At 38.3% G+C, this 23,699-nt stretch carries 25 protein-coding genes and 1 pseudogene; 18 read left to right on the forward strand and 8 right to left on the reverse strand.

From position 1 onward, the window contains the following. Window positions 1–13: 13 nt before the first annotated feature. A complete protein-coding gene (locus MTF67_RS05420; RefSeq protein ID WP_248518933.1) occupies window positions 14–3,091 on the reverse strand; it encodes an efflux RND transporter permease subunit in 3,078 nt (1,025 codons plus the stop codon). Between the two features lie 2 nt (window positions 3,092–3,093). Continuing rightward, a complete protein-coding gene (locus tag MTF67_RS05425) occupies window positions 3,094–4,176 on the reverse strand; it encodes an efflux RND transporter periplasmic adaptor subunit (protein ID WP_248518934.1) in 1,083 nt (360 codons plus the stop codon). A gap of 122 nt (window positions 4,177–4,298) precedes the next feature. Between MTF67_RS05425 and MTF67_RS05430 the strand changes: the two genes are divergently transcribed. Both MTF67_RS05430 and MTF67_RS05435 read left to right on the forward strand, forming a co-directional pair. Continuing rightward, on the forward strand, window positions 4,299–5,201 hold the full coding sequence (locus tag MTF67_RS05430) for a LysR family transcriptional regulator (RefSeq protein ID WP_008127847.1): 903 nt from the start codon (window positions 4,299–4,301) through the stop codon (window positions 5,199–5,201). Then, entirely contained in the window at window positions 5,191–5,496 is a 306-nt protein-coding gene (locus tag MTF67_RS05435) for an MGMT family protein (protein WP_248518935.1), read from the forward strand. The genes MTF67_RS05430 and MTF67_RS05435 overlap by 11 nt, the downstream gene beginning before the upstream one ends. Window positions 5,497–5,562: 66 nt before the next feature. Here the strand turns inward: MTF67_RS05435 and MTF67_RS05440 are convergent. The 4 genes and pseudogenes from MTF67_RS05440 to MTF67_RS05455 form a co-directional block, all read right to left on the reverse strand. Continuing rightward, window positions 5,563–5,726, reverse strand: a pseudogene (locus tag MTF67_RS05440) (IS3 family transposase); the annotation flags it as partial. An 81-nt stretch (window positions 5,727–5,807) separates the two neighbouring features. Further along, window positions 5,808–6,137, reverse strand: coding sequence for a helix-turn-helix transcriptional regulator (locus tag MTF67_RS05445; protein WP_039037403.1), 330 nt, complete (start codon window positions 6,135–6,137; stop codon window positions 5,808–5,810). A 170-nt stretch (window positions 6,138–6,307) separates the two neighbouring features. Continuing rightward, a complete protein-coding gene (locus MTF67_RS05450; protein WP_248518936.1) occupies window positions 6,308–7,990 on the reverse strand; it encodes a KAP family NTPase in 1,683 nt (560 codons plus the stop codon). A gap of 253 nt (window positions 7,991–8,243) precedes the next feature. After that, window positions 8,244–8,873, reverse strand: a complete 630-nt coding sequence (locus MTF67_RS05455; protein ID WP_039037401.1) for a hemolysin III family protein — start codon at window positions 8,871–8,873, stop codon at window positions 8,244–8,246. Between the two features lie 151 nt (window positions 8,874–9,024). On the opposite strand from MTF67_RS05455, the gene MTF67_RS05460 reads away from it, so the two are divergent. From MTF67_RS05460 to MTF67_RS05535, 16 genes are all read left to right on the forward strand, one after another. Beyond that, window positions 9,025–9,357 carry a hypothetical protein gene (locus tag MTF67_RS05460; RefSeq protein ID WP_008129213.1) on the forward strand — a complete coding sequence of 111 codons (333 nt, stop codon included), beginning with the start codon at window positions 9,025–9,027 and terminating at the stop codon, window positions 9,355–9,357. Window positions 9,358–9,699: 342 nt separating this feature from the next. After that, window positions 9,700–9,972, forward strand: a complete 273-nt coding sequence (locus MTF67_RS05465) for a hypothetical protein (RefSeq protein ID WP_039037400.1) — start codon at window positions 9,700–9,702, stop codon at window positions 9,970–9,972. Between the two features lie 235 nt (window positions 9,973–10,207). Beyond that, a complete protein-coding gene (locus MTF67_RS05470) occupies window positions 10,208–10,786 on the forward strand; it encodes an LON peptidase substrate-binding domain-containing protein (protein WP_033025371.1) in 579 nt (192 codons plus the stop codon). A gap of 67 nt (window positions 10,787–10,853) precedes the next feature. Next, the gene (locus tag MTF67_RS05475) at window positions 10,854–11,477 is read left to right on the forward strand and encodes a sigma-70 family RNA polymerase sigma factor (RefSeq protein ID WP_008129206.1); all 624 of its coding nucleotides are present in this window, start codon (window positions 10,854–10,856) and stop codon (window positions 11,475–11,477) included. Then, window positions 11,470–12,150, forward strand: a complete 681-nt coding sequence (locus tag MTF67_RS05480) for a ChrR family anti-sigma-E factor (protein ID WP_039037399.1) — start codon at window positions 11,470–11,472, stop codon at window positions 12,148–12,150. Before MTF67_RS05475 ends, MTF67_RS05480 begins: the two co-directional genes overlap by 8 nt. Window positions 12,151–12,158: 8 nt before the next feature. Next, window positions 12,159–13,112 (forward strand): DUF523 and DUF1722 domain-containing protein, encoded by a 954-nt coding sequence (locus MTF67_RS05485; protein WP_006794848.1) that lies wholly within the window; start codon window positions 12,159–12,161, stop codon window positions 13,110–13,112. Then, window positions 13,112–14,506 (forward strand): deoxyribodipyrimidine photo-lyase, encoded by a 1,395-nt coding sequence (phrB, locus tag MTF67_RS05490; protein WP_039037398.1) that lies wholly within the window; start codon window positions 13,112–13,114, stop codon window positions 14,504–14,506. The genes MTF67_RS05485 and phrB overlap by 1 nt, the downstream gene beginning before the upstream one ends. Before the next feature lies 1 nt (window position 14,507). Then, entirely contained in the window at window positions 14,508–14,936 is a 429-nt protein-coding gene (locus MTF67_RS05495) for a nuclear transport factor 2 family protein (RefSeq protein ID WP_039037397.1), read from the forward strand. Between the two features lie 2 nt (window positions 14,937–14,938). Continuing rightward, a complete protein-coding gene (locus MTF67_RS05500; RefSeq protein ID WP_039037396.1) occupies window positions 14,939–15,649 on the forward strand; it encodes an SDR family NAD(P)-dependent oxidoreductase in 711 nt (236 codons plus the stop codon). Next, window positions 15,646–16,902 carry an FAD-dependent oxidoreductase gene (locus tag MTF67_RS05505; RefSeq protein WP_006794852.1) on the forward strand — a complete coding sequence of 419 codons (1,257 nt, stop codon included), beginning with the start codon at window positions 15,646–15,648 and terminating at the stop codon, window positions 16,900–16,902. The genes MTF67_RS05500 and MTF67_RS05505 overlap by 4 nt, the downstream gene beginning before the upstream one ends. Beyond that, window positions 16,895–17,623, forward strand: coding sequence for a DUF1365 domain-containing protein (locus MTF67_RS05510; protein ID WP_008129195.1), 729 nt, complete (start codon window positions 16,895–16,897; stop codon window positions 17,621–17,623). Before MTF67_RS05505 ends, MTF67_RS05510 begins: the two co-directional genes overlap by 8 nt. 49 nt (window positions 17,624–17,672) lie before the next feature. Next, window positions 17,673–18,935: a cyclopropane-fatty-acyl-phospholipid synthase family protein gene (locus tag MTF67_RS05515; RefSeq protein ID WP_039037395.1), complete on the forward strand. Its 1,263-nt coding sequence runs from the start codon at window positions 17,673–17,675 to the stop codon at window positions 18,933–18,935. Then, the gene (locus MTF67_RS05520; protein ID WP_039037394.1) at window positions 18,913–19,422 is read left to right on the forward strand and encodes a DUF2878 domain-containing protein; all 510 of its coding nucleotides are present in this window, start codon (window positions 18,913–18,915) and stop codon (window positions 19,420–19,422) included. Before MTF67_RS05515 ends, MTF67_RS05520 begins: the two co-directional genes overlap by 23 nt. 132 nt (window positions 19,423–19,554) lie before the next feature. Continuing rightward, complete coding sequence (locus MTF67_RS05525) at window positions 19,555–19,950, forward strand: chalcone isomerase family protein (RefSeq protein ID WP_138739736.1); 396 nt, start codon at window positions 19,555–19,557, stop codon at window positions 19,948–19,950. A gap of 1 nt (window position 19,951) precedes the next feature. Continuing rightward, entirely contained in the window at window positions 19,952–20,491 is a 540-nt protein-coding gene (locus MTF67_RS05530) for a DUF3833 domain-containing protein (RefSeq protein WP_006793423.1), read from the forward strand. A 207-nt stretch (window positions 20,492–20,698) separates the two neighbouring features. Further along, on the forward strand, window positions 20,699–20,974 hold the full coding sequence (locus MTF67_RS05535; RefSeq protein WP_006793424.1) for an HU family DNA-binding protein: 276 nt from the start codon (window positions 20,699–20,701) through the stop codon (window positions 20,972–20,974). Window positions 20,975–21,065: 91 nt separating this feature from the next. On the opposite strand, the gene ilvN is transcribed toward MTF67_RS05535, so the two are convergent. Both ilvN and MTF67_RS05545 read right to left on the reverse strand, forming a co-directional pair. Further along, window positions 21,066–21,563 carry an acetolactate synthase small subunit gene (gene ilvN / locus MTF67_RS05540; RefSeq protein ID WP_006793425.1) on the reverse strand — a complete coding sequence of 166 codons (498 nt, stop codon included), beginning with the start codon at window positions 21,561–21,563 and terminating at the stop codon, window positions 21,066–21,068. Next, on the reverse strand, window positions 21,563–23,290 hold the full coding sequence (locus MTF67_RS05545; protein ID WP_248518937.1) for an acetolactate synthase 3 large subunit: 1,728 nt from the start codon (window positions 23,288–23,290) through the stop codon (window positions 21,563–21,565). Before MTF67_RS05545 ends, ilvN begins: the two co-directional genes overlap by 1 nt. Between the last annotated feature and the right edge of the window lie 409 nt (window positions 23,291–23,699).

Consider the following 23,699-nt stretch of genomic DNA (forward strand, 5'->3'; position numbering starts at 1 on the left):
ACTTACTATGTCTTTATTTACGTGGTTGGTATTCAATTCTAAAAATCATAGTATATAAAACAGGCACTACTATTAATGTGAGTATGGTCGCAAAGCCTAAACCAAACATAATTGTGACCGCCATAGATTGAAAGAACACATCAAACAGCAAAGGGATCATACCGAGTATTGTAGTGATTGCAGCCATTGCAACAGGGCGCACACGGCTCACCCCAGAATCAAAAACCGCTTGGTAAGGTGAGCTGCCCGCTTTTAGCTCAAGGTTTATTTGGTCGACTAATACAATGCCATTTTTAATGAGCATACCACTTAAGCTTAATAACCCAAGTAGGCCCATAAAACTAAACGGCGCGTTCATTGCTAATAAACCGGCACTGACACCAATAATTGCCAGTGGAACTGTGGCCCAAATTACAAGAGGCTGCTTTAATGAGTTAAACAGTAAAACCGTAATAGCAAACATAGCTAAGTAGCCAAGCGGCAAAGACCCAAATATAGCCTTTTGAGCTTTGCTTGAAGATTCATATTCGCCGCCCCATTCTAATGAGTAACCATGAGGTAGCTCTATAGATTCAACAGGGCCTCGTACTCGGGCAAACAATTTAGCGGCTGTTTCATCTCCTAGCACATTTTGGTCGGCCATTACCGTTATTGTTCGCTTTCTATCGCGACGCATGATTAGGCTGTCTTCCCATTCAACGATAAACTCATCTACCACTTGAGTTACTGGTACAAATACACCTAAAACAGGGCTGTATATTTGTAAATCATGAACGCTATCTACATTAAGACGCTCATTAGCAGGGGAGCGCGCAATAATTGGCAGTAATTGAGTACCATCACGGTATACACCCACCTGTTTACCCGACAAGCTTGTGAGCAGCACATCATCCAGATCTGATTTACTTATGCCTAAGCGTCGTGCCTTTTGCTCGTTAAACTGTGGACGAATCATTTTGGTTCGCGCACGCCAATCATTACGAATATTAAATGCGCCGTCATCTTGAGCCATAAGCTTTTCAGCTTCAGCTGCGAGTTTTCTAAGAATGACAGGGTCAGGGCCTGTAAAACGGGCTTCTATTTTTGCATCAGTAGAAGGCCCAATCTCCATAGGCTTTATTTTTAGTTGAGCTGATAATGGTGTATTTTGAGAATAATCACGTACTTTTTGCATAACAACCGCAACTGCTTCGCGGTCTTTTACTCTTATAATAAGTTGTCCATACGACGAGTAAGACTTTTGAGGCGCATAAGTAAGCATAAAGCGTGGCGCACCTTGCCCGGTTGTACTTGTTACTTCTTTTACAAGTTCCTCTTGTTGCAAATAGTTTTCAAGCTTCTTTATGCCATCTAGTGTGGCACGAATATCCGAACCTTGTTGTTGCCAGTAATCTACGTAAAACATAGGTGTGTTTGAGGCAGGGAAAAATGACTGCTTAACCGAACCAAAACCCACTACGGCACTGCACAGTAATACAACCATGAGGATCATTGTTGACTTACGATAGTGCATTGCTAAATCTAATAGCGCTTTATAGCCTGTAAAAATAAACCCTTGGTATGGGTCGTTATCTGAATCGTCTTCGGTGTTTTTATCTTTTTTAAATTCATTTTCTGAAAACATAAGGTTTGCAAAAAATGGAGTTAAAGTAATGGCGGTTATCCAGCTAAGTAACAGCGATATAAACAACACCCAAAACAAGCTGCCCGCAAACTCACCGGTTGCGTCGGAGCTTAAACCAATTGGCGCAAACGCAGTAATACCAATAATAGTTGCACCTAACAATGGCCATTTAGTTTGCTCCACAATGTTAACTGCGGCTTTGAGTTTGGTTTGGCCACGTTTTAGGTTAATTAAAATTCCTTCGGTAACAACTATAGCGTTATCTACCAGCATACCAAGGGCTATAATAAGGGCACCTAACGATATACGTTGTAAGTCTATGGCAAACAACTTCATAAAAATAAAGGTGCCTAAAACCGTTAGTAATAAAATACCGCCTATTAAAATGCCGCTTTTAAGGCCCATAAAAATAAGGAGTACCACAATTACTATCGCAATGGCTTCTAGCAGGCTAACAATAAAACCGTCTACTGAGGTTTCTACTTCTTTTGGCTGGTTGTATACAGCATTCACGTCAATACCATGCGGGCGCTGGTACTCAAGTTCTGCTAAGTGAGCATCAATACGTTTACCTACATCAACTACATTAACGCCATTCATAAACGATACGCCAATTAATAGCGCTTGCTCAGAGTTATATCTAATTACATTAGTTGGTACTTCAGCGTACTCTCTAAATACTTCGGCAACATCACCCAAATAAATAAGCTCGCTCGCACCAGGTTTAGAAATCAGCAGAGTTTCAAGTTCTTTAACATCTTTAAATTCGCCAGTAGGATGAAAACGAATCGACTCATCGCCCACTCTAATTTTACCTGCGTTAGACACCGTGTTTTGAGATTGTAACAAAGCAAATATATGGCTGGGTGCAATACCAAGTTGGGCTAATTTACGGGTAGATATTTCTACCATTACTTGCGGCTGTTGCTCACCTGCAATGGTTACCTTGCTTACCCCTTTAACTAATACCAGTTCACGCTTTAAATAGTCAGTGTAGTCTTTTAGTTCATCGTAAGAATAGCCATCACCTACAACAGAATATAAAACACCATATACATCGCCAAAGTCATCTAAAATTGTACTTGGGTAAACACCACTGGGTAAAGACGGAGAAAGATCGTTTATTTTACGACGCATTTCATCCCAAATTTGGCGAAGTTGCTCTTTTCGATAAGTGCTCTTCATTTCCACGGCGATTTGCGACTTCCCGTTGGATGAAATAGAAGTCACGTGGTCAACATAGGGTAACTGTTGAATTGCATTTTCGAGTGGAAAAGTAACTTCTTCCTCGACTTGCTGCGGCGATGCGCCAGGGTACATGGTAATAACCATGGCCTGTTTAAGTGTAAATTCAGGGTCTTCTAACTGGCCTAAATCAAAATACGATACGCTACCACCAATTAAAAGCAGCAGGGCAAACATCCAACTAATTACTTTTTTCTTTATAGAAAATTGTGCAAAGCTCATAATTATAAGCCTCGCTCTTTATTCCATGGACGAACTTTCATGCCTTCTTCAATCGAGTGAACACCCGCAGACACGACAATTTGGCCCTCTTTAATACCGCTAAGTACCTCTATGCCATCATGGTGTAATTGGCCAACTTCAACAGCTTGCTTATGGACTTGGCCGGTACTTTCATCATAAAGCCAAACATAGGCATTATTTTTAATTGCTTCTTGTGGATCAGAAAAAACCGATTCAATAGGGAGTATTGTGTAAGCAACCTGCGAACGTGTTACTTTACTTAAATCAATTAAAACGCGGCCAGTCATACCTGCTAGTAAGTTAAAGTCCTCAGGCACGGGTAACGAAAACACCACTTTATAAGTGAGTGTTGCTGGGTCGGCTTGAGTGTCCCATTCTTTAATATCGAGCGTGTATTCTTTATCTTCAAAGCCATCAAATTTAACAGTAGGGTGGTAATCCGTGCCTTTTTTGAATCGCGCCACTATTTTTTCAGGAACCTGAATTTCTACGTCCATTAAATCGCGTGTTTCTAGGCGCAAAATGTTTTGTTTAGCTTGAATATTTTCAAAATTCTTTACAAACACTTTGGCAACAGTGCCCGCAAAAGGGGCTCGCAGTTCACTGTACTCAAGGTTGGTTTCAGCAATTTTAAATGCCGACTCAGCAATTTGCATATTGGCTGTTGCTTGGTCGAGCTCAGATTGGCTGGTAATTTTTTTCTCGAATAATTGTTCAATTCGGCTCAGTTGCGATTTTGCCAATTCGTAACGTGCTTTACGTTCATCAAACTGAAGTTGAAAATCTTCAGGGTCTAATTTGGCTAGTAAATCGCCTTTTTCAACGTGTTCACCAGCAAGAACCGGAAACTCTATAAGTTCTCCGTTTACCCTAAATGCAAGGTAAGATCCTTGGTTTGCAACCACCTCAGCTGGGAAACTACGAATATTGATTTGAGAGTCATGGCCAATATTGAACAGCTTAACAGGGCGAATGGGCTCTTCTTTAACTTGTTGTTCTGGCTCAGAACAGGCAATTAAGCTAAGTAGGGTCGTTGTTAGTAAACATAGACGAAAGAGTTTCATGTCTTCTCCGTTGCAATATTGGCAAAATAATTAAGTGCAGGATACGCTGCAAACATATAAAATAAAATTCATTAAATTTTAGAGACTTAATAAGTTTTACTTATAATGTTTTGAGGCGGTATATGAAGCTGAATCAATTAGTAATATTAGATGCCATAGTGCAAAGCGCAAGTTTGAGCGGCGCTGCACAAAAGCTTCATAAAACACAGCCTGCGCTAACGTTGGCTATAAAAAACTTAGAGGCACAAATAGGCTTTGAGCTGCTAGATAGAACTAAGTACCGGTTACAGCTTACTGAAAAAGGACGTATTTTTCATCGTGAAGCACAACAGTTACTGCATGCAAATGACGAGCTTGCCAAACTCGCAGAAGAGCTTTCGTTAGGAAATGAACCCCAATATCAAATTTGTTACGAACAGCTCTGCCATAAACAAAGTTATAACAAGATCATAAGTAATACTTTTAGGCAGTTTACGAGTACAGAGTTTTGTATTACCAGTGGCAAACGGTTTGTATCGTTAGAACAAGTTAATAGTGGGCAAGCAGAGTTAGGTATTGGCCCCTGGTTTGATTTATTTCATGCTACAGGTGACTTAGAAAGTGTGCCCATAGGTAAGCTCGATATTGGTATAGTAAGTGCTAAAGGGCTATTACCCCAACAGTTAACATACACACAATTACAAACCTATCCGTGTTTAGCTATGTTTGAAAGCGATTTAAGTATAGACAGCGATAGGCTATCTTACTCTAAGGGTTCTGCAATGATGAAAATAGACGATGTAGCAACTTTAAAATCGTTTTTACTTTCAGGGGCCGGATGGGCAATGATGAGCCTAGAGCATTGCAAACCTGAAATAAAAGCAGGCTTATTACAAGAAATCCATATTACAGACCGCGAACATAAATTTAGCGCACAAATAAGAGCGTTTAGGCAGCATGCTATTCATCATGGCCCTGTGGCACGCACTGTATGGGAGCAATTTAAACAACTAAGTAAGGCCTACGCTGATAAAAATGGATATTGAAAAAGAAACCCTTATTTATACCGTAATAGCCGGTATCCCAGCAGGAAAAGTAGCAAGCTATGGTCAAGTCGCTACGTTGGCTGGATTTCCGCAAAACTCACGCTTAGTTGGGCGTTTATTAAAAATAATGCCAAGTGATTCTGTTATTCCATGGCATCGTGTTGTAAACAGCCAAGGTAAAATAGCGTTCCCTGTAGGCAGTAACAAGTACCAAGCACAGCGTCAAAAATTATTATCAGAAGGTGTACTTTTTAAAAACGACAAAGTAAATATGCGTGAGTGTAGATGGCAGTAAAATTAACACTTTAGGCTAATTGCCAGTGTAGATCCGATAAATAAGTGCCATTCGGCACAGTAAAATACCTTCTAGATATTTTTGCAAAGTACTCAGTATTAACAGATGAATACCTAGCGCCCCTGCAACATCCTTTGATATTGCATCGTCTCGTAAGCTTAGTTTGACTGCTTTGATTTTAAAATTAACGGGGTAAAATATGTCTTTCTAGATTGGGTATATCTAGGCATTTTAGCCTCCTCAAAGTGATGAGGAGGTGTCCACTAAATAGGGTGAGGAGCAGCGCCCGTTTGAGTAACTTGTTATACGCATTATACCGTTAAAATAAAAGCGATTATAAATGCCACAAAAAATGAGACTAGTGTTGCTTTTATATTCACATGATCAACTTTGTATCTAACCGCACTTAAGAAAGTTGGAGCCATATCAATAGGAATCTTTTCTTTCTCAATAATATCGCTTGTCTGAATATCATAAGCAGAACAGATTGACATGACCGATTCAGGTGATGCGACTCCTGATTTTTCGATACGTTGAACGGTTCTTAAACTGATCCCTGCAACATCCGCGAGTTGCGATTGACTCCATGCTTTAGATTCTCTTAACTGCTTCAACTTTTTTACGTTTAATTGCATTTCCATAATTACTTCCTCAAAGATAAAATTTCAAATTATTATCGTAAGAAAGCCCCTATATTGATACGTCATATATGTGACATTCATTGACAGATTAGCGCCACCAGTGCGTATAACGCCGCGCTCTGCGGAAATTTAGGAGCGCCAGCGAGTAAATTTTCCGTAGCAGCGCCTTGTTATGCATCCTCAAAGCTCACTCCGAACTTCTTGACCCTTCTTTTGTTAATTTCGCTTTCTGAGGCAATTCTTCGTAGTGCCTCTGTAGCTCTATTGGCAATCTCTTTTTGTTGATCACTAGCATTCCCAAACTGGCCAAATTTCAAACATGTAGTCACAAAGGATGAAAGGTGCCGACCAACCTCGGTTTTAAATAAATGGTAGTAATCATCAATAGGTGTGTTTGCTAGCACAACTTCGTCGCGTTGATTCCATCCACTTTGGCCAGCAATCCTATCTAAGACTTGTTTCGCTGTCTCGGTAGTAACAGACTGTTTATAAGTATCGTTAAATTTGTCTATAATCTCTTGATCTCTAATATCACCAAAGAAATTATTCTCCTCCATGTTAAAGAGCTCAGTTTCGTCTTTTCTACTTTCTATGTAGATATCAATAATTTCTGTTGCTTTATCCTCTTCACCTAATTCCCGAAACAATGAAACAGTGCCATTTAGATTCGTGGGTGTAATATATTTACAGTTTTCCTTAAAGCTTTCATACAATCCATTAATAACCTCATCGCCGTTATCATTGAAAGTATCATGATAGAGTCGCCAAGCTTCCGAGAAAGAGCCCTCAGATTTAGATGCGACTATTTCCTGATTTTTATTAGATGCTTTTTCTTTGAAATCTTCTTCGACGAAATATCCTGTTTTGACAGTTTCTGCCAACAATAAATCTAACTCGTCATTAAGCTGATAACCATATGCTTGTAGAGTAGTTTGCCACTTCTTATCTTGTTCACTGACTTCTTCATCCCCTATACCAAGAAGTGTATAGCCCTTACTAGTTATAAACTCTAAGGTTGGTATATCCTCATTCGAATTTGAACAGAAATAACTCCATGCATAAAGCACTAGGGAGTGTATGACTTGATCTGATATTTCTGGTTCAAAATCTTCTGTTAGAGGTAAAGACAAAGTAACCAATCTCTCGATTTTCTTAAGTATACGAATATTTCGAATACCTAGGCTTGTAGTCAATTCTCTTAGCCTAGAATGAGCGGGCGTTTCGTCAGAGTATGCTATTGACGCGCACTCTTCTGGATCTGGTGCAAAACCAAGCTCGATATCAATTACCTTTTCACGGTATTTCTCATAATCTTCGAGACCATCTTCTCCGTCATTGAGAAGCAACACTACCTTACATTTCTTTTGCTCTTTTAGTAGTGATACCAACCCTAATACATCCTTTATTTCTAGTCCTTTCCCTTTTCTTTCTAAGTCGTCTATACAAATAAGAGTGCTATTTAGTGACAAAAATGAGATTGTCTCTATTGCAGGACTGAATGATTTAACTATTGGCGCACCCTTTAATAAGTTAAACGATTGCCTTCCAAATGATTCGATTAGGCTCGAAGTATTATTTTTGAAAGTATCAATACTAGCCTCAGTACCGATAATTTCTTTCTTAATAACATTTTCGAAAATTGAATACTTAAAAGCTTCTAGGGAGTTGATACCAAAAAGGGATACGTAGGAGTATCGTTCAAGGTTTATTTTATCTTCAGAGTTGGCATCTTTAAGAAACTTCTTCCAGCTAAAGGTCTTTCCAACTCCCCACTCGCCTTTGATAGCCATAACCTCAGGTTCACTTGAGGATAAGAACTGAAAGATTTTTTCTTTGATCACTTCTACCGACATTCATATTCCTTCAAAAATGCATAACATGTTTGTAGCGAGCTAATCGCGCGTATTTCTACCACAGCATCGCTTGTTTGTCTTAATTATTCATTTGTAACAAACTTCTTAAGTATTTGCTAGTACTAACAAAATACAGTCGTTCTGGTTTTTAATTCAAGACAAAAACGAGCGATTGGGTCGTTTTACTGACTATGCAAGCAATATACTTTGACGAAAATGAAAAGTAACTATTAACGACAGCTCTAAGCAGCCATTAATAAACGTAGGTGCTGATCGAAATATAATGACAAATACAACCAGCTATTACGAATAAGTGCCAAATTGCGTGACTGAATTGAGTTGTTTTAGCGCTGTAAAATAATGTGCCTGCGCTATAAAAAATTCCGCCAGCGAGTAGCCAATACAAAGCTTTTACATCAATGCTTGAATACAACGGATAGATAATGGCTAATGCAAACCACCCCATGAGTAGGTAGGTGGCTAAGGATATTTTTTTGTTACCATTTTTAACAAGTATTTTGTATGCAACACCTGCAATCGCAACGGTCCATATAAAGCTGAGTGTACCCCATGACCAGGCCCCCGATAGTGAGAGCAATAAAAAAGGAGTGTATGTGCCTGCAATGAGCAAATAAATGGCGCAGTGGTCACACTTTTTATACAAGGCACGCAACTTAGGTTGCACGCTCGCGTGGTATAGTGTTGAAGATAAAAATAGTATAAATAAGCTACTACCGTATATTGCGGTACTTATATTGGCTTTAGTGCTGGTTGCTTGGTTAAATAAATCCCACATAACAAAAACAGCAAAAAAAATACCGAGTGCGTGGCTTATAACATTGAGCTGTTCTTCTTTACGAGAATAAGGGGCGTCGAGTGACATTACTGCTCCTACCACTATTTAATTTGCGTTTAGTGTACAAGTGTACGCTGAAATTTTCAATCACTGTATAAGTTAAAGCTTTTTCTTGATTTTAAACAAAAATAATTCACTATGGGTTGGCCTATTTTCAACTAAACTCAAGTTAATAACCATGAAAGCAAATTTAAAAGCCGCATTACTAACAGCCATTATTTACCCAGGGGCAGGGCACTTTTCGTTAAAAAAACATTTAATAGGTGCAATATTTGCTGGTGTGTTTTCGGTATTATTAATTTTAACGATGAAAGATATATTTGCCGTTGCACAATGTACAGCCAATGAAATTGTGGCAGGAAAAATACCGATGACCATCACCTCTATATTAGGTGCTGCAAAAGAGCCGTCACTGGCATGTGCAAAACTTGCAGAGTACAAATATTTGCCACTTATGATAATTATTTGGGTGCTGAGTATGGTTGATGCCTATCGTTTAGGTAAAAAGTAAACCCAGGCCTACACATTTTTTTGATATTCACTTTTTTGTTATTTCAAAACCATTATTTAAAGTTGTGTGTTTTTTTGTAATGACTTTGTAATTCACCGTGCCATTTTGTATTTAAATTTTTTAGCTAGCATAAAAAAATTAAGCATACCCCTATTTATTTTTTAACTAAAAAATGGCTAAAAAATAAAATTACGTGGTTAAATTAACCTTTCCTGAATTTCAATAAATTAACCAGCTCATTAAAACTTTATTAATATCAGCGATTTAAACTTTATTTTCATCTTGGCACAACCCTTGAGTATATAACTACGTCTAAACAATACACAAACAAGGAATACCATTATGAAACATTCAATTAAAATCGCTATGGCTAGTTTATTAGTATTAGGTTCTTCGCAAGTAAACGCGACAGAAGTGGACCTAGATGTAACTGATATTTTAACAAACAGTGTAACTACCTACATTAAGCAAACCACCATTGAGCTTGAAAAATCTATAAAAGAAACACTTTATTTTGATACAAAATTAACACTGGAAACGTTAATTGAGCCTGTTGATTTAGTGAGTAATGAAGCGGCAGAAAGTAAAGACCCTGCAGTTAATAACGCAAAATAAGCAACTTAAAGGAATAAGGCGATGAGTACCGAACTTGGATTATTTGCACTTATGTTGGCACCCGTAGTGAGTATTATAACTGCGTATGTATCTGTACAAGCATTAAAGAGTATGGGTGGGTGGCTTAATATTTAACCAATTAAGTATAATGCAATTAATTCGGTTTACTTAAAGCTGATCGACTTAGTAAAAACGCACGTAAATAAAGGAAGTGTTATTGATAGAAGTAGACTTTATGAAACGTGCGATTTTCCCATTACCCATTTTTATTTTACCTGAAGGTTATACGCGTTTGCGTATTTTTGAACCTCGTTATTTAAACATGGTTAAAACCGCATTGAAAAATAACACGGGGTTTGTGCTATGTACGTTTGAGCATGACACACCTTTTAACATTAGTGCCCAAGGATGCTTGGTTGATATAATCGACTTTGACCAAGACGATAATGACGTGCTGCTTATTGATGTTTTTGCGTCTAAAAGTGTTCAAATAAATGATGTTTACCAAGACGAAGAAGAACTTCGCCATGGTTTAATATCTGATTGCAAAACGCCTTACTGGTATAGCGATAAAAACAAACAAGTTGGTGAGCATTTTTTATTGCATGACGCATTGCGTAATGTTTTTTATGGTAACCCTGAACTTAGCCTACTTTACAAAACAACTAACTTTAATAATTTAGCTTGGATAGCCGCTCGTTGGCTTGAGTTGTTACCTATTTCGATCGAGAAAAAACAACAACTTGCGTTCGAAACTAACTTTGATAACTTACTTAATTTCCTCCATACTGTAATTAATAACGAATTTGCCTAAATAATGTGATCTCATAGCATTTATTGCACGTATTACCTTTATCAAAACAATAATGGGATTAATTACTATGGTAAGTCAACAACAGTCAACTCGTTGTGAACCTAATACAGGTAAGTATACTGCCATGCCAGAAACGCCTAGTTCTGAACTCATGCAAGCATTACTATCGGTTGCACAAGACCGTGATAAAAAAGCATTTGCCTATTTATTTGAATACTTTTCACCAAAAATTAAACGCTTTGGAATAAAGCAATTTGGTGTAGAAGCACAAGCCATGGAGCTTGTACAAGAAACATTAACGTCTGTATGGCGCAAAGCACACTTATACAACAGCGATAAGGGTGCTGCTACTACGTGGGTTTATACAGTTATGCGTAATGCGTCATTTGATATGCTTCGTAAAATGAAGAGCAATAAAGAAGAAAACATCAGCGAAGACATTTGGCCTTTAATTAATGATTCTGAAGACACAAATCACGAATACACTGACCATTTAGAAGACAAACAAATTAAACGCTACCTTGATAAATTGCCCATTGCTCAACGTGAGGTTGTTCGTGGTGTTTATTTTCAAGATATGTCGCAAGAGCAATTAGCTCAACAACTTAATATTCCAGTAGGCACGGTAAAATCACGATTACGTTTAGCCTTGCAGAAATTACGTAATGAAATGGGAGATCAGCATGATTAAACATCACCCGAGTGAAACACTACTTACAGAGTATTGTTCAGCGTCGTTAAGTGCCTCTTTGAGCCTTGCAGTTTCGATACATGTGGATATGTGTCCTGTTTGCCAAGAAAAAGTATCAAAAATAGAAGCAAGCAATGCAGATGCTTTGTTTAGTGAAGACGCCGAAGCTTTTGAGCAACCAGTTAATAATCAATCTCAGTTGCTTGAAGAGTTTGATATGAATGTGCTTGACTTAATTACTGCAGACGATTCTGTAGACGAAGTGTATGAAGTAGAGCCAGTTAAAGTAAGTGTAAATGATCACAATTACCAACTCCCTCGTGCTCTGACTCGTATTTCGCACAGCAAGTTTACTCAAGTTGGCAAATTAGCCCGTTCACGTGTAGCACTAGATGATGGTGCATTACGTTCAAGTTTACTGCACATAGATGCGGGCGGTGAAATTCCTGAACATACGCACACAGGTTTTGAAATAACCCTATTACTTGACGGTGAGTTTTGTGATGAAGACGGACACTACGTGCCAGGTGACTTTATTTGGCAAGATGGTCGTCATCAACACACGCCAATAACAAAAGATGGGTGTTTATGCTTTACAGTTGTGAGCAGTGCGCTACATTTTAATAAAGGGCTAAGTAAATTACTAAATCCAATTGGTAATTTAATCTACTAAGAGATTACATGCAAAAAACTACAATAAAAATAGGTATAAGCGCCTGCTTAGCAGGCGAGAAAGTTAGATTTGATACAGGTCACAAAAGGTCAAACTTTTGTATGGACGAACTTGCAAAGCATGTTGAATACACACGCTTTTGTCCTGAGGTTGCGGTTGGCTTACCAATACCTCGACCTACAATTCGCCAAGTTCGAGTTGGCGACACAATTAAAGTTTGCCGTCCTGATGGCTCTGGTGATGTTGGGCCGCAGTTAACTGAATACGGTATAAAGGTTGCTACTGAGCAAGCTAAAGAGTTGAGTGGTTTTGTATTTTGTGCAAAAAGTCCAAGTTGTGGCATGGAGCGTATAAAAATATACAACGAGGCTGGGACGGGTAACACCTCAGAGGGCGTTGGTTTTTTTGCAGAACAAATTATGAAGCACAACCCACTTTTGCCTTGCGAGGAAAATGGTAGGTTAAACGACATACACCTGCGTGAAAATTTTGTAATGCGCGTGTACGTTCTAAACAGTTGGCAGCAGCTTGTAAAAGAACCATTAAGTGTTCATCACTTAACGCAATTTCATGCAAAGCATAAGTATTTATTAATGGCACACAATTACCAAGCTTATCGAGAGCTTGGCAAGTTACTTGGAACCTACGCTGGTGATGATATAAACGCATTGGCCGATGAATACATTTTAGGTTTAATGACAGGGCTTAAAAAACCAGCATCTCGTCGTAATAACTGTAACACCTTAATGCATTTACAAGGTTACTTTAAAAAAGACCTCGCTAAGGTTGAAAAGCAAGAACTACGTGAAGCAATAGACGAGTATCGTTCTGGTTTAGTGCCGCTTTATGTGCCTCTTACTTTACTTAAGCACCATCTAAAAGTTCACCCTAAAGAGTACCTAGAAAAGCAGGTGTTTTTTAATCCCTATCCTCATGATTTAAAACTACGATTTGGTATTTAATGAATACATTATTTTGGTTTAGGCGCGATTTGCGCCTTTTTTCGAATGAAGCGTTAATAGAAGCGCTAAATAATGGCGCTAAACACGCCATTTTTTTTGTTTGCGAAAAGCAGTGGCAACAGCACCAAGCAGCGCCAATACAAATTGATCTACTAAAGCGACGTGTAACTTATTTGCAAGAGCAACTTGCCAACTTCGGCATCACGCTTAATGTAATAAACGCTCCTAACTTTAGTGATTGTGAATCTGAACTACTTTCGTTTTGTGAAACTCATGATTTTCAGCATATTATTGCTAATACAGAATATGAGCTTAACGAAGTAAATCGAGACAAAGCAATTTTAGCGCAATGTGACAAACGTTCCATTACTTTTACATTATACGAAGGAGATTTAATTGCGCCTGTTGGTAGCATTAAAAACCAAAGTAATGAAATGTATAAAGTATTCACACCATTTAAACGCGCATGGTTAAAACAGTATCAAGATACTCACTTTAGCTTGGCGCAATGGCCACTAGAACAAAACCCTATAAAAATTGAAAAAAGCCAGCACCTTGAAAGCGATGGTAGTTCGGATAAATGGCCTGTTGATGATGAAACACTTTTGAGTGTTGTTGATAATTTTATTTGCGATAAGTTAACAAGCTACGACGATCAGCGTGATATCCCCAGTATTAAAGGTACATCGGGTTTGAGCCCGTATTTAGCGCTGGGCATTATTAGCCCAAAGCAGTTGCTAATTAATATACAGCAACGTTACCCCGACATTCTGACTACATCAAAAAGTAAAACATTCACGTGGGTTAACGAGCTTATTTGGCGAGAGTTTTACAGGCATCTTATTGCAGAGTACCCGAAGCTCTCTCGTGGTGAAAACTTTAACGAGAAATACAATCCTGTTGAATGGCGAAAAAGTGAAAAAGAATTTAACGCGTGGTGCGAAGGACGTACGGGTTACCCACTCGTAGACGCAGCTATGTTACAGCTCAAGCAAACTGGATGGATGCATAACCGTTTAAGAATGGTAGTGGCCAGCTTTTTAACTAAACACCTATTAATTGACTGGCGTGAAGGTGAGCGATTTTTTATGCAGCACCTTATTGATGGCGATTTAGCTTCTAATAATGGTGGCTGGCAGTGGGCTGCAAGCACAGGGTGTGATGCACAACCGTATTTTAGGATTTTCAACCCTATTACTCAAAGTGAGCGCTTTGATCCAACAGGTAAGTTTATACGTAAGTATTTGCCTGAGCTTGAAAATGTGCCAGATAAACACATTCATTTTCCGCATACTTACTTAGCTGCAACAGGCAAGGGAAGTGAATGTTACTGGCCAGCAATTGTTGACCACAAAGCTGCACGTGAACGTGCGCTCGCTGCATTTAAGGTATGATATGGATAACCAGTTACCAGTAGATAATTTTGTTGATATTTACCAGCAACTTAATAGCTCTAATTTGGACTTATTAAGTGACATTTATGCCGACAATATTCAATTTATTGATCCGATGCACGAAATTAACGGCATTGAAAGTTTGCGTGACTATTTTGCAAATTTATATAGCAATGTTAAGCATTGTCAATTTGATATAACGGATTCGTTTGGTATCAACAACAATGCATTTGTTTATTGGACAATGCATTATTCACATCCCAAACTGGCTTCTGGTAAAACCATATCTGTGCAGGGGCACAGTAAACTAACTTTTGATAATGATAAAATTGTTAAGCATCGTGATTATTTCAACGTTGGCGAACTACTTTACAAGCATATTCCAATTCTAGGTAGTGTAGTTAGTTACATTGATAAGAGGGCGGGCTAATTATGGTTACCTTAATTACAGGCGCAACGTCAGGCATTGGCGAACAACTAGCTATTAAATATGCACAAATGGGCGACACCGTTATTGCATGTGGACGTAATACAGAAAAACTAGCTGAGCTTTCAAAACATAACAACATAGAAAGTTGTAAGTTTGATGCAACAAGCCTAAAAGATATTAAAGAAGCAACCATTGGATACCCACACTTTGACCGAGTAATTCTTAATGCGGGCAATTGTGAATACATAGACGACGCAAAAAACTTTGATAGCGCTCTGTTTGAGCGCGTAATTAATGCAAATTTACTGTCGGTTGGCTACTGCTTAGAAGCATTACTCCCTAAAGTTAAAAGTGGCGGTCAATTAGTTATTGTTAGCTCAAGCGTTACATACTTACCGTTACCACGCTCCGAGGCTTATGGGGCGTCTAAAGCGGGCGTAAGTTATTTAGCTAAAAGCCTAGCCGTTGATTTGATGAATGTGGATGTCACGTTAGTTCACCCAGGGTTTGTAAAAACCCCTCTGACCGAAAAAAATGATTTTCCCATGCCTATGGCAGTGACCGCTGAAGAAGCGGCAGATTATATGATCAAAGGAATAAACAAACGACGTAAAGAGGTACACTTTCCGTATCGCTTTACGCTTATATTAAAAGCATTGCGGGTATTGCCTTTACCGCTTTGGCTTAAAATAGCAAAAGGATTAACCCGTTGAAAAAAATAGCAATAATAGGAACTGGTGTATCAGGTTTAACATGTGGGCATTTGCTTCACAAACACTACGATGTCACTTTATTTGAAAAAAACGATTACATTGGCGGGCACACTGCGACTGTTGACGTAGATGTTAAGGGCGTTAATTACGCCGTGGATACCGGATTTATTGTTTTTAATAACCGAACCTACCCTTATTTTGAAAAGTTACTTGCGCGTATTGGTATAAAAAAGCAAGAAACCCAAATGAGTTTCAGTGTTCATAATGAGGCAACAGGCTTTGAGTACAATGGCCATACCTTCACCAGTTTATTTGCACAAAGAAGAAATATTTTTAGGCCTAAATTTTGGCGCTTGTTATCTGACATAGTTAAATTTAACAAACTATGTAAAGCAATACACGAAAAAGGCGAATATCAGCAATCGCAAACACTCGGTCAGCTACTTAATGAAAATCAGTTTAACGACTTTTTTAAATATCATTATATTTTACCTATGGGCGCAGCTATTTGGTCTACTAGTATTAAAGAAATGGAAAACGTAGGCGTAGAGTTTTTTGTAAAGTTTTTCTTTAATCATGGCCTTTTAGATATCACAAATAGGCCGCAATGGTATGTTGTACCTGGTGGTTCACGTGAATACATAAACCCATTAATTAAAGGGTTTGCTGACAGAATAAAACTTAACACTGATATTAAATCGGTAACACGTGCAAATGACGATGTAACCATTGAGCTTGCCAGTGGTGAGCAGCACGTTTTTGATAAAGTTATTTTTGCGTGCCACTCAGACCAAGCACTCAAACTACTTGGTGATGCAACAAGCCAAGAAAAATCAGTACTTGGCGCAATTCCTTACACTGAAAATTCAGTAGTACTTCATACAGATACAAATTTACTACCTGACAGAAAAGCCGCTTGGGCTAGTTGGAATTATTTATTAAATAATAATACCGATAAAGCAGCTGTTGTTACCTACCAGATGAATATATTGCAAGGTATTCAATCAGACACGCAGTTTTGCGTTACGTTAAACCACCTTGAAGGGATAGATAAAAGCAAAATATTGCGTGAATTCACTTATCATCACCCTGTTTTCAACAAAGAGTCTATTGCTGCGCAAGGGCTTAAACAAACGATCGATGGTCAAAATAATAGTTATTTTTGTGGTGCCTATTGGTACAACGGCTTTCATGAAGATGGTGTACGCAGTGGTGTAGATGTGGCAAGGCAGCTAGGGGTTGAATTTGACTAGTGCTGTTTATTTAGGCGATGTTAAGCATCGCCGTTTTGCTGTTAAGACTCATCATTTTAGTAATCCACTTTATATGATGTGGGTTGATCTCAACAACCCAGAGCAATTGAACAATAAGCATAAATGGTTAGGTACGTCTGGTTCAAAAGCATTAAAGTTTAACGAATCAGACTACTTTGTTAATAAGCCCCACAATAATGATGCGTCAATCATTGAACGTGCAAATCATCAGTTATTATCGCTTGGTGTAACTGAGACTTTTAACCATGTATACATGCTTGGACAGCTCCGTTGCTTTGGTATTTATTTTAGCCCAGTAAACTTCTTCTTTTATGGTCATAGCGACAGTGAATTTAAGTACATGGTGGCTGAAGTTAGTAATACACCATGGAACGAGCGACACTACTACTTGATACCACTAGAAAAAAAAGTGAACTTTAAAAAAGTATTTTCCGTATCACCTTTTATGAACCTTGATATGAACTATCATTGGACAATTAGGTTAACGCAAGATAAAACATTGATTCATATTGAAAATAAACGGGATGGAGAATTGCTATTTGATGCTACTCTTCGATTAACCCGCAAAGAACTGACTGAAAAAGAAATGAGTCAGTTGTTAAAACGATTCCCAGCAATGACGTGGACAATATTTAAAGGTATTTATTACCAAGCGTTGAAGCTGTTTATAAAAAGAGTGCCTTTTTTAGGTCATTCTTAAAAGTCACAAATTACATACAAGCAGTAATAAAAATAATATAGGTGTTCTAATGGAAAAAGTGTCTAGCTTAAATTGCGAACAAAACACAGGCTGGTTTACAGGGCTTTATAAAAAATTAGTATTTAAAGCTTTTTCTTCAATAGAAACAGGGCAAATCACCGTTATTGATGAAGATCTGCAGCTTGTTTTTGGAGATGCATCATCCGACTTAAAAGTAACGGTAACAATTCACGACAAAGCGATGTACAAGGCGTTTGCATTATCTGGAAGTGTTGGTGCAGGCGAGTCTTACATTTTAGGTCAATGGAGTTGTGACAATCTAACCCGACTAATTGAGTTATTTGCTATAAATGAAAAACAGTTAGACGAGTTTGAGAAAAAATTCGCGTTTTTCAGCAACATTGCCCACAGACTAACTCATTTAAAAAATAAAAATTCTGAGTCAGGCTCTAAAAAAAATATAGTTGCTCACTATGATCTAGGTAACGATTTATACGAATCGTTTTTGAGTAAAGAAATGCTTTACTCGTGTGCTGTTTATCCATCAAAAGATGCCAGTCTAGAGGACGCGCAGCAGTACAAATTAAAGCGCATATGTGAACAAGTAGAATTGCAACCTGGCGATTCCGTTATAGAAATTGGCACTGGATGGGGCGCATTTGCCATTTACGCAGCAACACATTACGACTGCCACGTGACGACTACTACAATATCTGACGAGCAACATGACTTTGTTGCAGAAAAAATTAAAGAGTTAGGCTTAGAGAACAAAATTACGCTTCTTAAGCTTGATTACAGACTACTCACGGGCAAATACGACAAACTCGTTTCGATTGAAATGATTGAAGCGGTTGGCCACGAATATTTACCTAGCTTTTTTACCCAGTGTGGTTCGCTACTCAAAGACGATGGCGCAATGTTGATACAAGCAATCACCATAAGCGATCAGCGATACAAGCACTACCTTAAAAATTCAGATTTTATCCAACAGTATATTTTCCCTGGTGGGTGTTTACCCTCATTAAACGAAATGAGTGAGCAAATCAAAAATAACACAGATATGGTTATCCATACTGTTAGTGATATTGGAACGCATTACGCACGAACCTTAGCTGACTGGCGTGAACGCTTTATCAAAAGTTGGCCAGATCTAGACCGCACGAAATTTGATGACCGCTTTTATAGGTTATGGTTATTTTATTTTGCGTACTGTGAAGGCGCATTTAGAACGCGTGCAACCAGTACTGTACATTTAATGGCGCGTAAACCTCGCTTTAGTAGCAATGTAGATGAAATTGCACTCGCTTATTAATTTTGTCTTGTTTCAAGCAGTCTGGTTTTTATCATTACTGCTTGAAGGACAATCACTTTTATTTAGCGCTGGAATCATTGTCTTAATGTTTTATTTGTCAAAGCAAAAAAAACAAGATGCATTATTGCTATTAAAAGCACTTCCTATTGCTTTGCTACTTGAATACATAGCGGTGGAGCTTGGTCTACTTTCATTTAAAGTTGATCCTTTTCCAATTTGGCTGGTACTTCTATGGGCCGCGTTGCTTCTTTCATTAAATACATCGATGCATTTTTTAAGTCGATTAAGACTTTGGCAGGTATTTGTTGTTTGCCTTATTTTTGCGCCAGCTAGCTACTGGGCGGGTGCGCGTTTTAACGTAATTAATTTAGGCTTACCGCTATGGCAGTTTTGGGTAGCCTACGGTGTTATTTGGTCGGCAGCCTTTACGTTTATTGTATTTATAAACCAAAAAATTAAGTCGATTATTTTAGCAAGTCAAAATTAGTTTACCCTTTTATTTGTTATTAAAAGAAGGACTTTAATCGTGAAATCAATCATAACCATAACTGTTTTATGTCTTTTATTGTCTACTTCTGCCTTTGCTAATGTTGAATTTAGCAAAGTGGGCGAGGGTAGAATGGAATACTTGTTTTGGGATGTTTATGACGCCACCTTGTATACCCCTTCTGGCGATTATGCTTTGGGTGAACACCCCGTCAAATTTAAGCTGACCTATTTACGTGATTTTGACGCCAAAGATATAGTTAAAGCAACCAATGAGCAGTGGGATCACATAGGTAAAAAAAATCTAGTCGGCAAGTACGATGAGGTGCTTTTGTCTATTTGGCCAAACATAGGTAAAGGTGATTCGTTAACGCTGATAACTGATAAAGAAGGCAAAAGTACTTTTTTGCATAACGATAGCGAAGTTGGCGTAATTGATGATGTTGCGTTTTCAAGTGATTTTTTAGCTATTTGGTTAGGTAAAAATACGTCAGAGCCAGCTTTAAGAAAAAAACTATTAGGAAATTAAAATGATTATTAATAACGCGTTAAAAACGATTTTTGTGTGTGTATTTGCACTTTTTTTGGTTAGTTGCTCAGCCCCTAATGTAGAACACTACAGTAAAACAACTCCCAATTTTGACTTTAAGACCTTCTTTAGCGGCAAATTAAAAGCATACGGCGTAGTGCAAGACTTTAAAGGTGAGTTAACCCGTAAGTTGGTAGTTGATATGAACGCTACGTGGGAGGGCAACCAGGGCGTCATAGAAGAAGACTTTGTATATGATGATGGTGAAACACAAAAACGCATCTGGAAAATAACCCTTAATGACGATAACACCCTTACAGGGACTGCTGCAGACGTTCTTGGCGTTGCACAAGGTAAAAGTGATGGCAGTGTATTTCATTGGAACTACAACGTAGAACTCCCTTATGACGGAAGTACTTTAGAAGTTAATTTTGATGATTGGATGTACTTGGTAACACAATCGCGCTTGATTAACCGCACATCTATTGTTAAGTTTGGTGTCGAGGTCGGGGAAGTGACCTTAGTTATCGAAAAAATATAGTTTTTATATGCTGATTAACATGCACCAAAATTGTACAAAAATTAAGTCTTTGTTAACACAAGATGCTGTATTTTAGCGGAAATTAATATAATTTTATGTGTTTTATAAGATTTTAACTAAAAATTGCAATTTGCTGTTGCTAACTTTTAAAAAATACATAAAGATAGGTTTTGCGAAGGCAAAATAATAACGAATAGGAATCTAACAATGAATAAAGCTCAATTAGTTGAAAAAATTGCTACTGACGCGGAAATTTCTAAAGCCGCAGCTACACGTGCTCTTGACGCATTTACTGGCGCTGTAACTTCTGCACTTAAAGAAGGTGATTCAGTAGCATTAGTTGGTTTTGGTACTTTCTCAGTTAAAGAACGTGCTGCACGCACAGGCCGTAACCCTCAAACGGGTGCTGAGATCCAAATCGCAGCGGCAACTATCCCAAGCTTTAAAGCAGGTAAAGGTCTTAAAGACCAAGTAAACCTATAATTGGTTTTACAAATTAATTGTAAAAAGGGCTAATAAGCCCTTTTTTTTTGTGTTGAAAAAGCCGTAATGTAACGGCTCAGTATTTGAAAAGTTATGCTTTTAAGGCTTTATCGCCTCTACCAATTCCAACTGCGCCTGAACGTACAACTTCTATGATATCTGTTTCATGGCGTAGCGTATCTAAAAATGATTCTATTTTGTCTGTGCTGCTCACAAGTTGTAAGCTGTAACTCTGACGGCCCATATCTAAAATATCACCTTTAAACACATCTACTACACGAGTAACTGCGGCACGCGTTGTTTCGTCTTGTGCAAATACTTTTACAAGGAGTAGTTCTCGTTCAATGTGGCTCATTTCTGTTAAATCAATAATTTTTAATACATCAACGAGCTTGTTAACTTGCTTGGTAATTTGTTCAACAATTCGGTCGTCACCCATTGTTGTTATGGTAATGCGCGATAAAGACTGATCGTCAGTAGTACCTACCGTTAGGCTGTCAATGTTATATGCTCGTTGTGAAAATAGTCCAACAATACGAGATAGTGCACCGGGTTCGTTTTCTAATAATATTGATAAAATACGACGCATTATGCTTTAACTCCTTTACGTAACCACATTTCGTCAATGCCACCTAATTTAATTTGCATTGGGTACACATGTTCTTTTTCGTCGACAAGTATGTCTAAAAATACTAGACGATCCGTTATGCTCATTGCTTTATCAATCGCGGGTTGAAGCTCGTCAAGTGTGTTTACCTGAATGCCTACGTGGCCATAGCTTTCAACTAATTTTATAAAGTCAGGTAGTGAGTCCATGTAAGATGATGAATGACGACCGCCGTACACCATATCTTGCCATTGGCGTACCATTCCTAATGAGCGGTTGTTAAGAGAGACGACTTTAACGGCTAAGTTGTACTGCAAGCACGTAGAAAGCTCTTGAATGTTCATTTGAATAGAACCATCGCCAGTTACGCACACCGACTCTTTATCAGGAAATGCGAGCTTAACGCCCATGGCAGCCGGTAAACCAAAGCCCATAGTGCCTAATCCGCCTGAATTGATCCATTGGCGAGGGTATTTAAATGGGTAATACTGTGCTGCAAACATTTGATGCTGCCCTACATCAGAGCTGATGTATGCTTCGCCGTCTGTTGCTTTATAAAGCGCTTCAATGACAGCTTGAGGCTTGATTTTTTCTGAAGGGCTTTGTTTGTAACCCAAACATTTTTGTTCACGCCAGCTAATAATTTGTCGCCACCAATCTTCTTGTGCACTGCGATCTATTTTAATTGTGCTTTTGTCTATGCCGTCTTGTAGCTGTTTAAGTACAGTGTCTAAACAACCTACAACAGGTATATGCGCTTTAATGGTTTTAGAAATAGAGGTAGGGTCTACATCTACGTGAACAATAGTCGCATTAGGGCAAAACTTTTTAACGTTATTTGTAACCCGATCATCAAAGCGAGCGCCTAATGCCAATATAACGTCGGCATTTGCCATAGCTTTGTTGGCCTCTAGCGTGCCGTGCATCCCGAGCATACCGATAAAGTTAGGGTGAACCCCTGAAATACCACCTAAACCCATTAAAGTGTTGGTAATAGGTGCATTCAATGATTCTACTAAGCGTGTTAATTGCTCTGAGGTGTTTGAAATGATAATGCCACCCCCAGAATATATAACTAGCTTTTTAGCTTCCAATATAGCGGCCACTGCTTTTCTAATTTGTTTTGAATGGCCTTTGGTATTTGGGCTGTAAGTTCGAAGTTCAGTCGTTGCAGGGAAGTCGTATTCAAATTTGACAGCAGGGTTAAGCATATCTTTTGGTAGCTCAACAACAACAGGCCCAGGGCGACCAGTGCTTGCAATATAAAAAGCTTTTGCCAATATTGCAGGTATTTCTTGTGCACTTCTGCAGTTAAAGCTGTGTTTTACAATTGGTCGAGAGCAACCCACTATGTCTGTTTCTTGGAAGGCGTCGTCACCAATTAGACTAGTAGGTACCTGCCCAGATAATACAACCATCGGAATTGAGTCCATGTACGCAGTTGCAATACCGGTTATACAATTTGTAGCACCAGGGCCTGAAGTAGCAAGAACAACACCGACCTCACCAGTAGCACGTGCATAACCGTCAGCCATGTGTGTTGCTGCTTGTTCATGCCTAACTAAGATGTGCTCAATATCATTTTGTTGAAAAAGTGCATCGTATAAATCTAATACTGAGCCACCTGGGTAGCCAAATATATATTTTACCTTTAATTCTTTTAATGCCTGAACGACTAGTTCAGAGCCATTATACTCTTGTTTGCTCATCCTCATTCCTCTGCGCTTTTTTTGTGCATAAAAAAACCCCCGCGTGGTGCGGGGGTTTTTAAAAAGCAGTATTACCTTTTAATACATCCCCGCTGGGCTTATTACTAAGACCAGTACGAGAACGACTAGAAGGTTAAATTGTGTTTTCATAGTTATTTACTCTACTCAGCAAAACACTGCTTTGGTGTGAAATTTTATATGGGTTTATTTTTAAGTGTTTTAAGTGTTTATGTCAACCTTGAATGTTGTTTTTTGCATTTTAAATTCGTTTTTTATTGTTTTTTAGTGGTTTGTTGCTTTTTGTACGTTTAATTTGAAGTTTTTAGGGAGATAATATGCAGCGCGCTTATTTTTGCTTTGTTTGCTGTTGTTTTAGTATTAAGCAATTATAGATTGCTAACGTATACTT

Source organism: Pseudoalteromonas sp. 2CM32C, from assembly GCF_023161925.1.
Lineage (GTDB): Bacteria > Pseudomonadota > Gammaproteobacteria > Enterobacterales > Alteromonadaceae > Pseudoalteromonas > Pseudoalteromonas marina.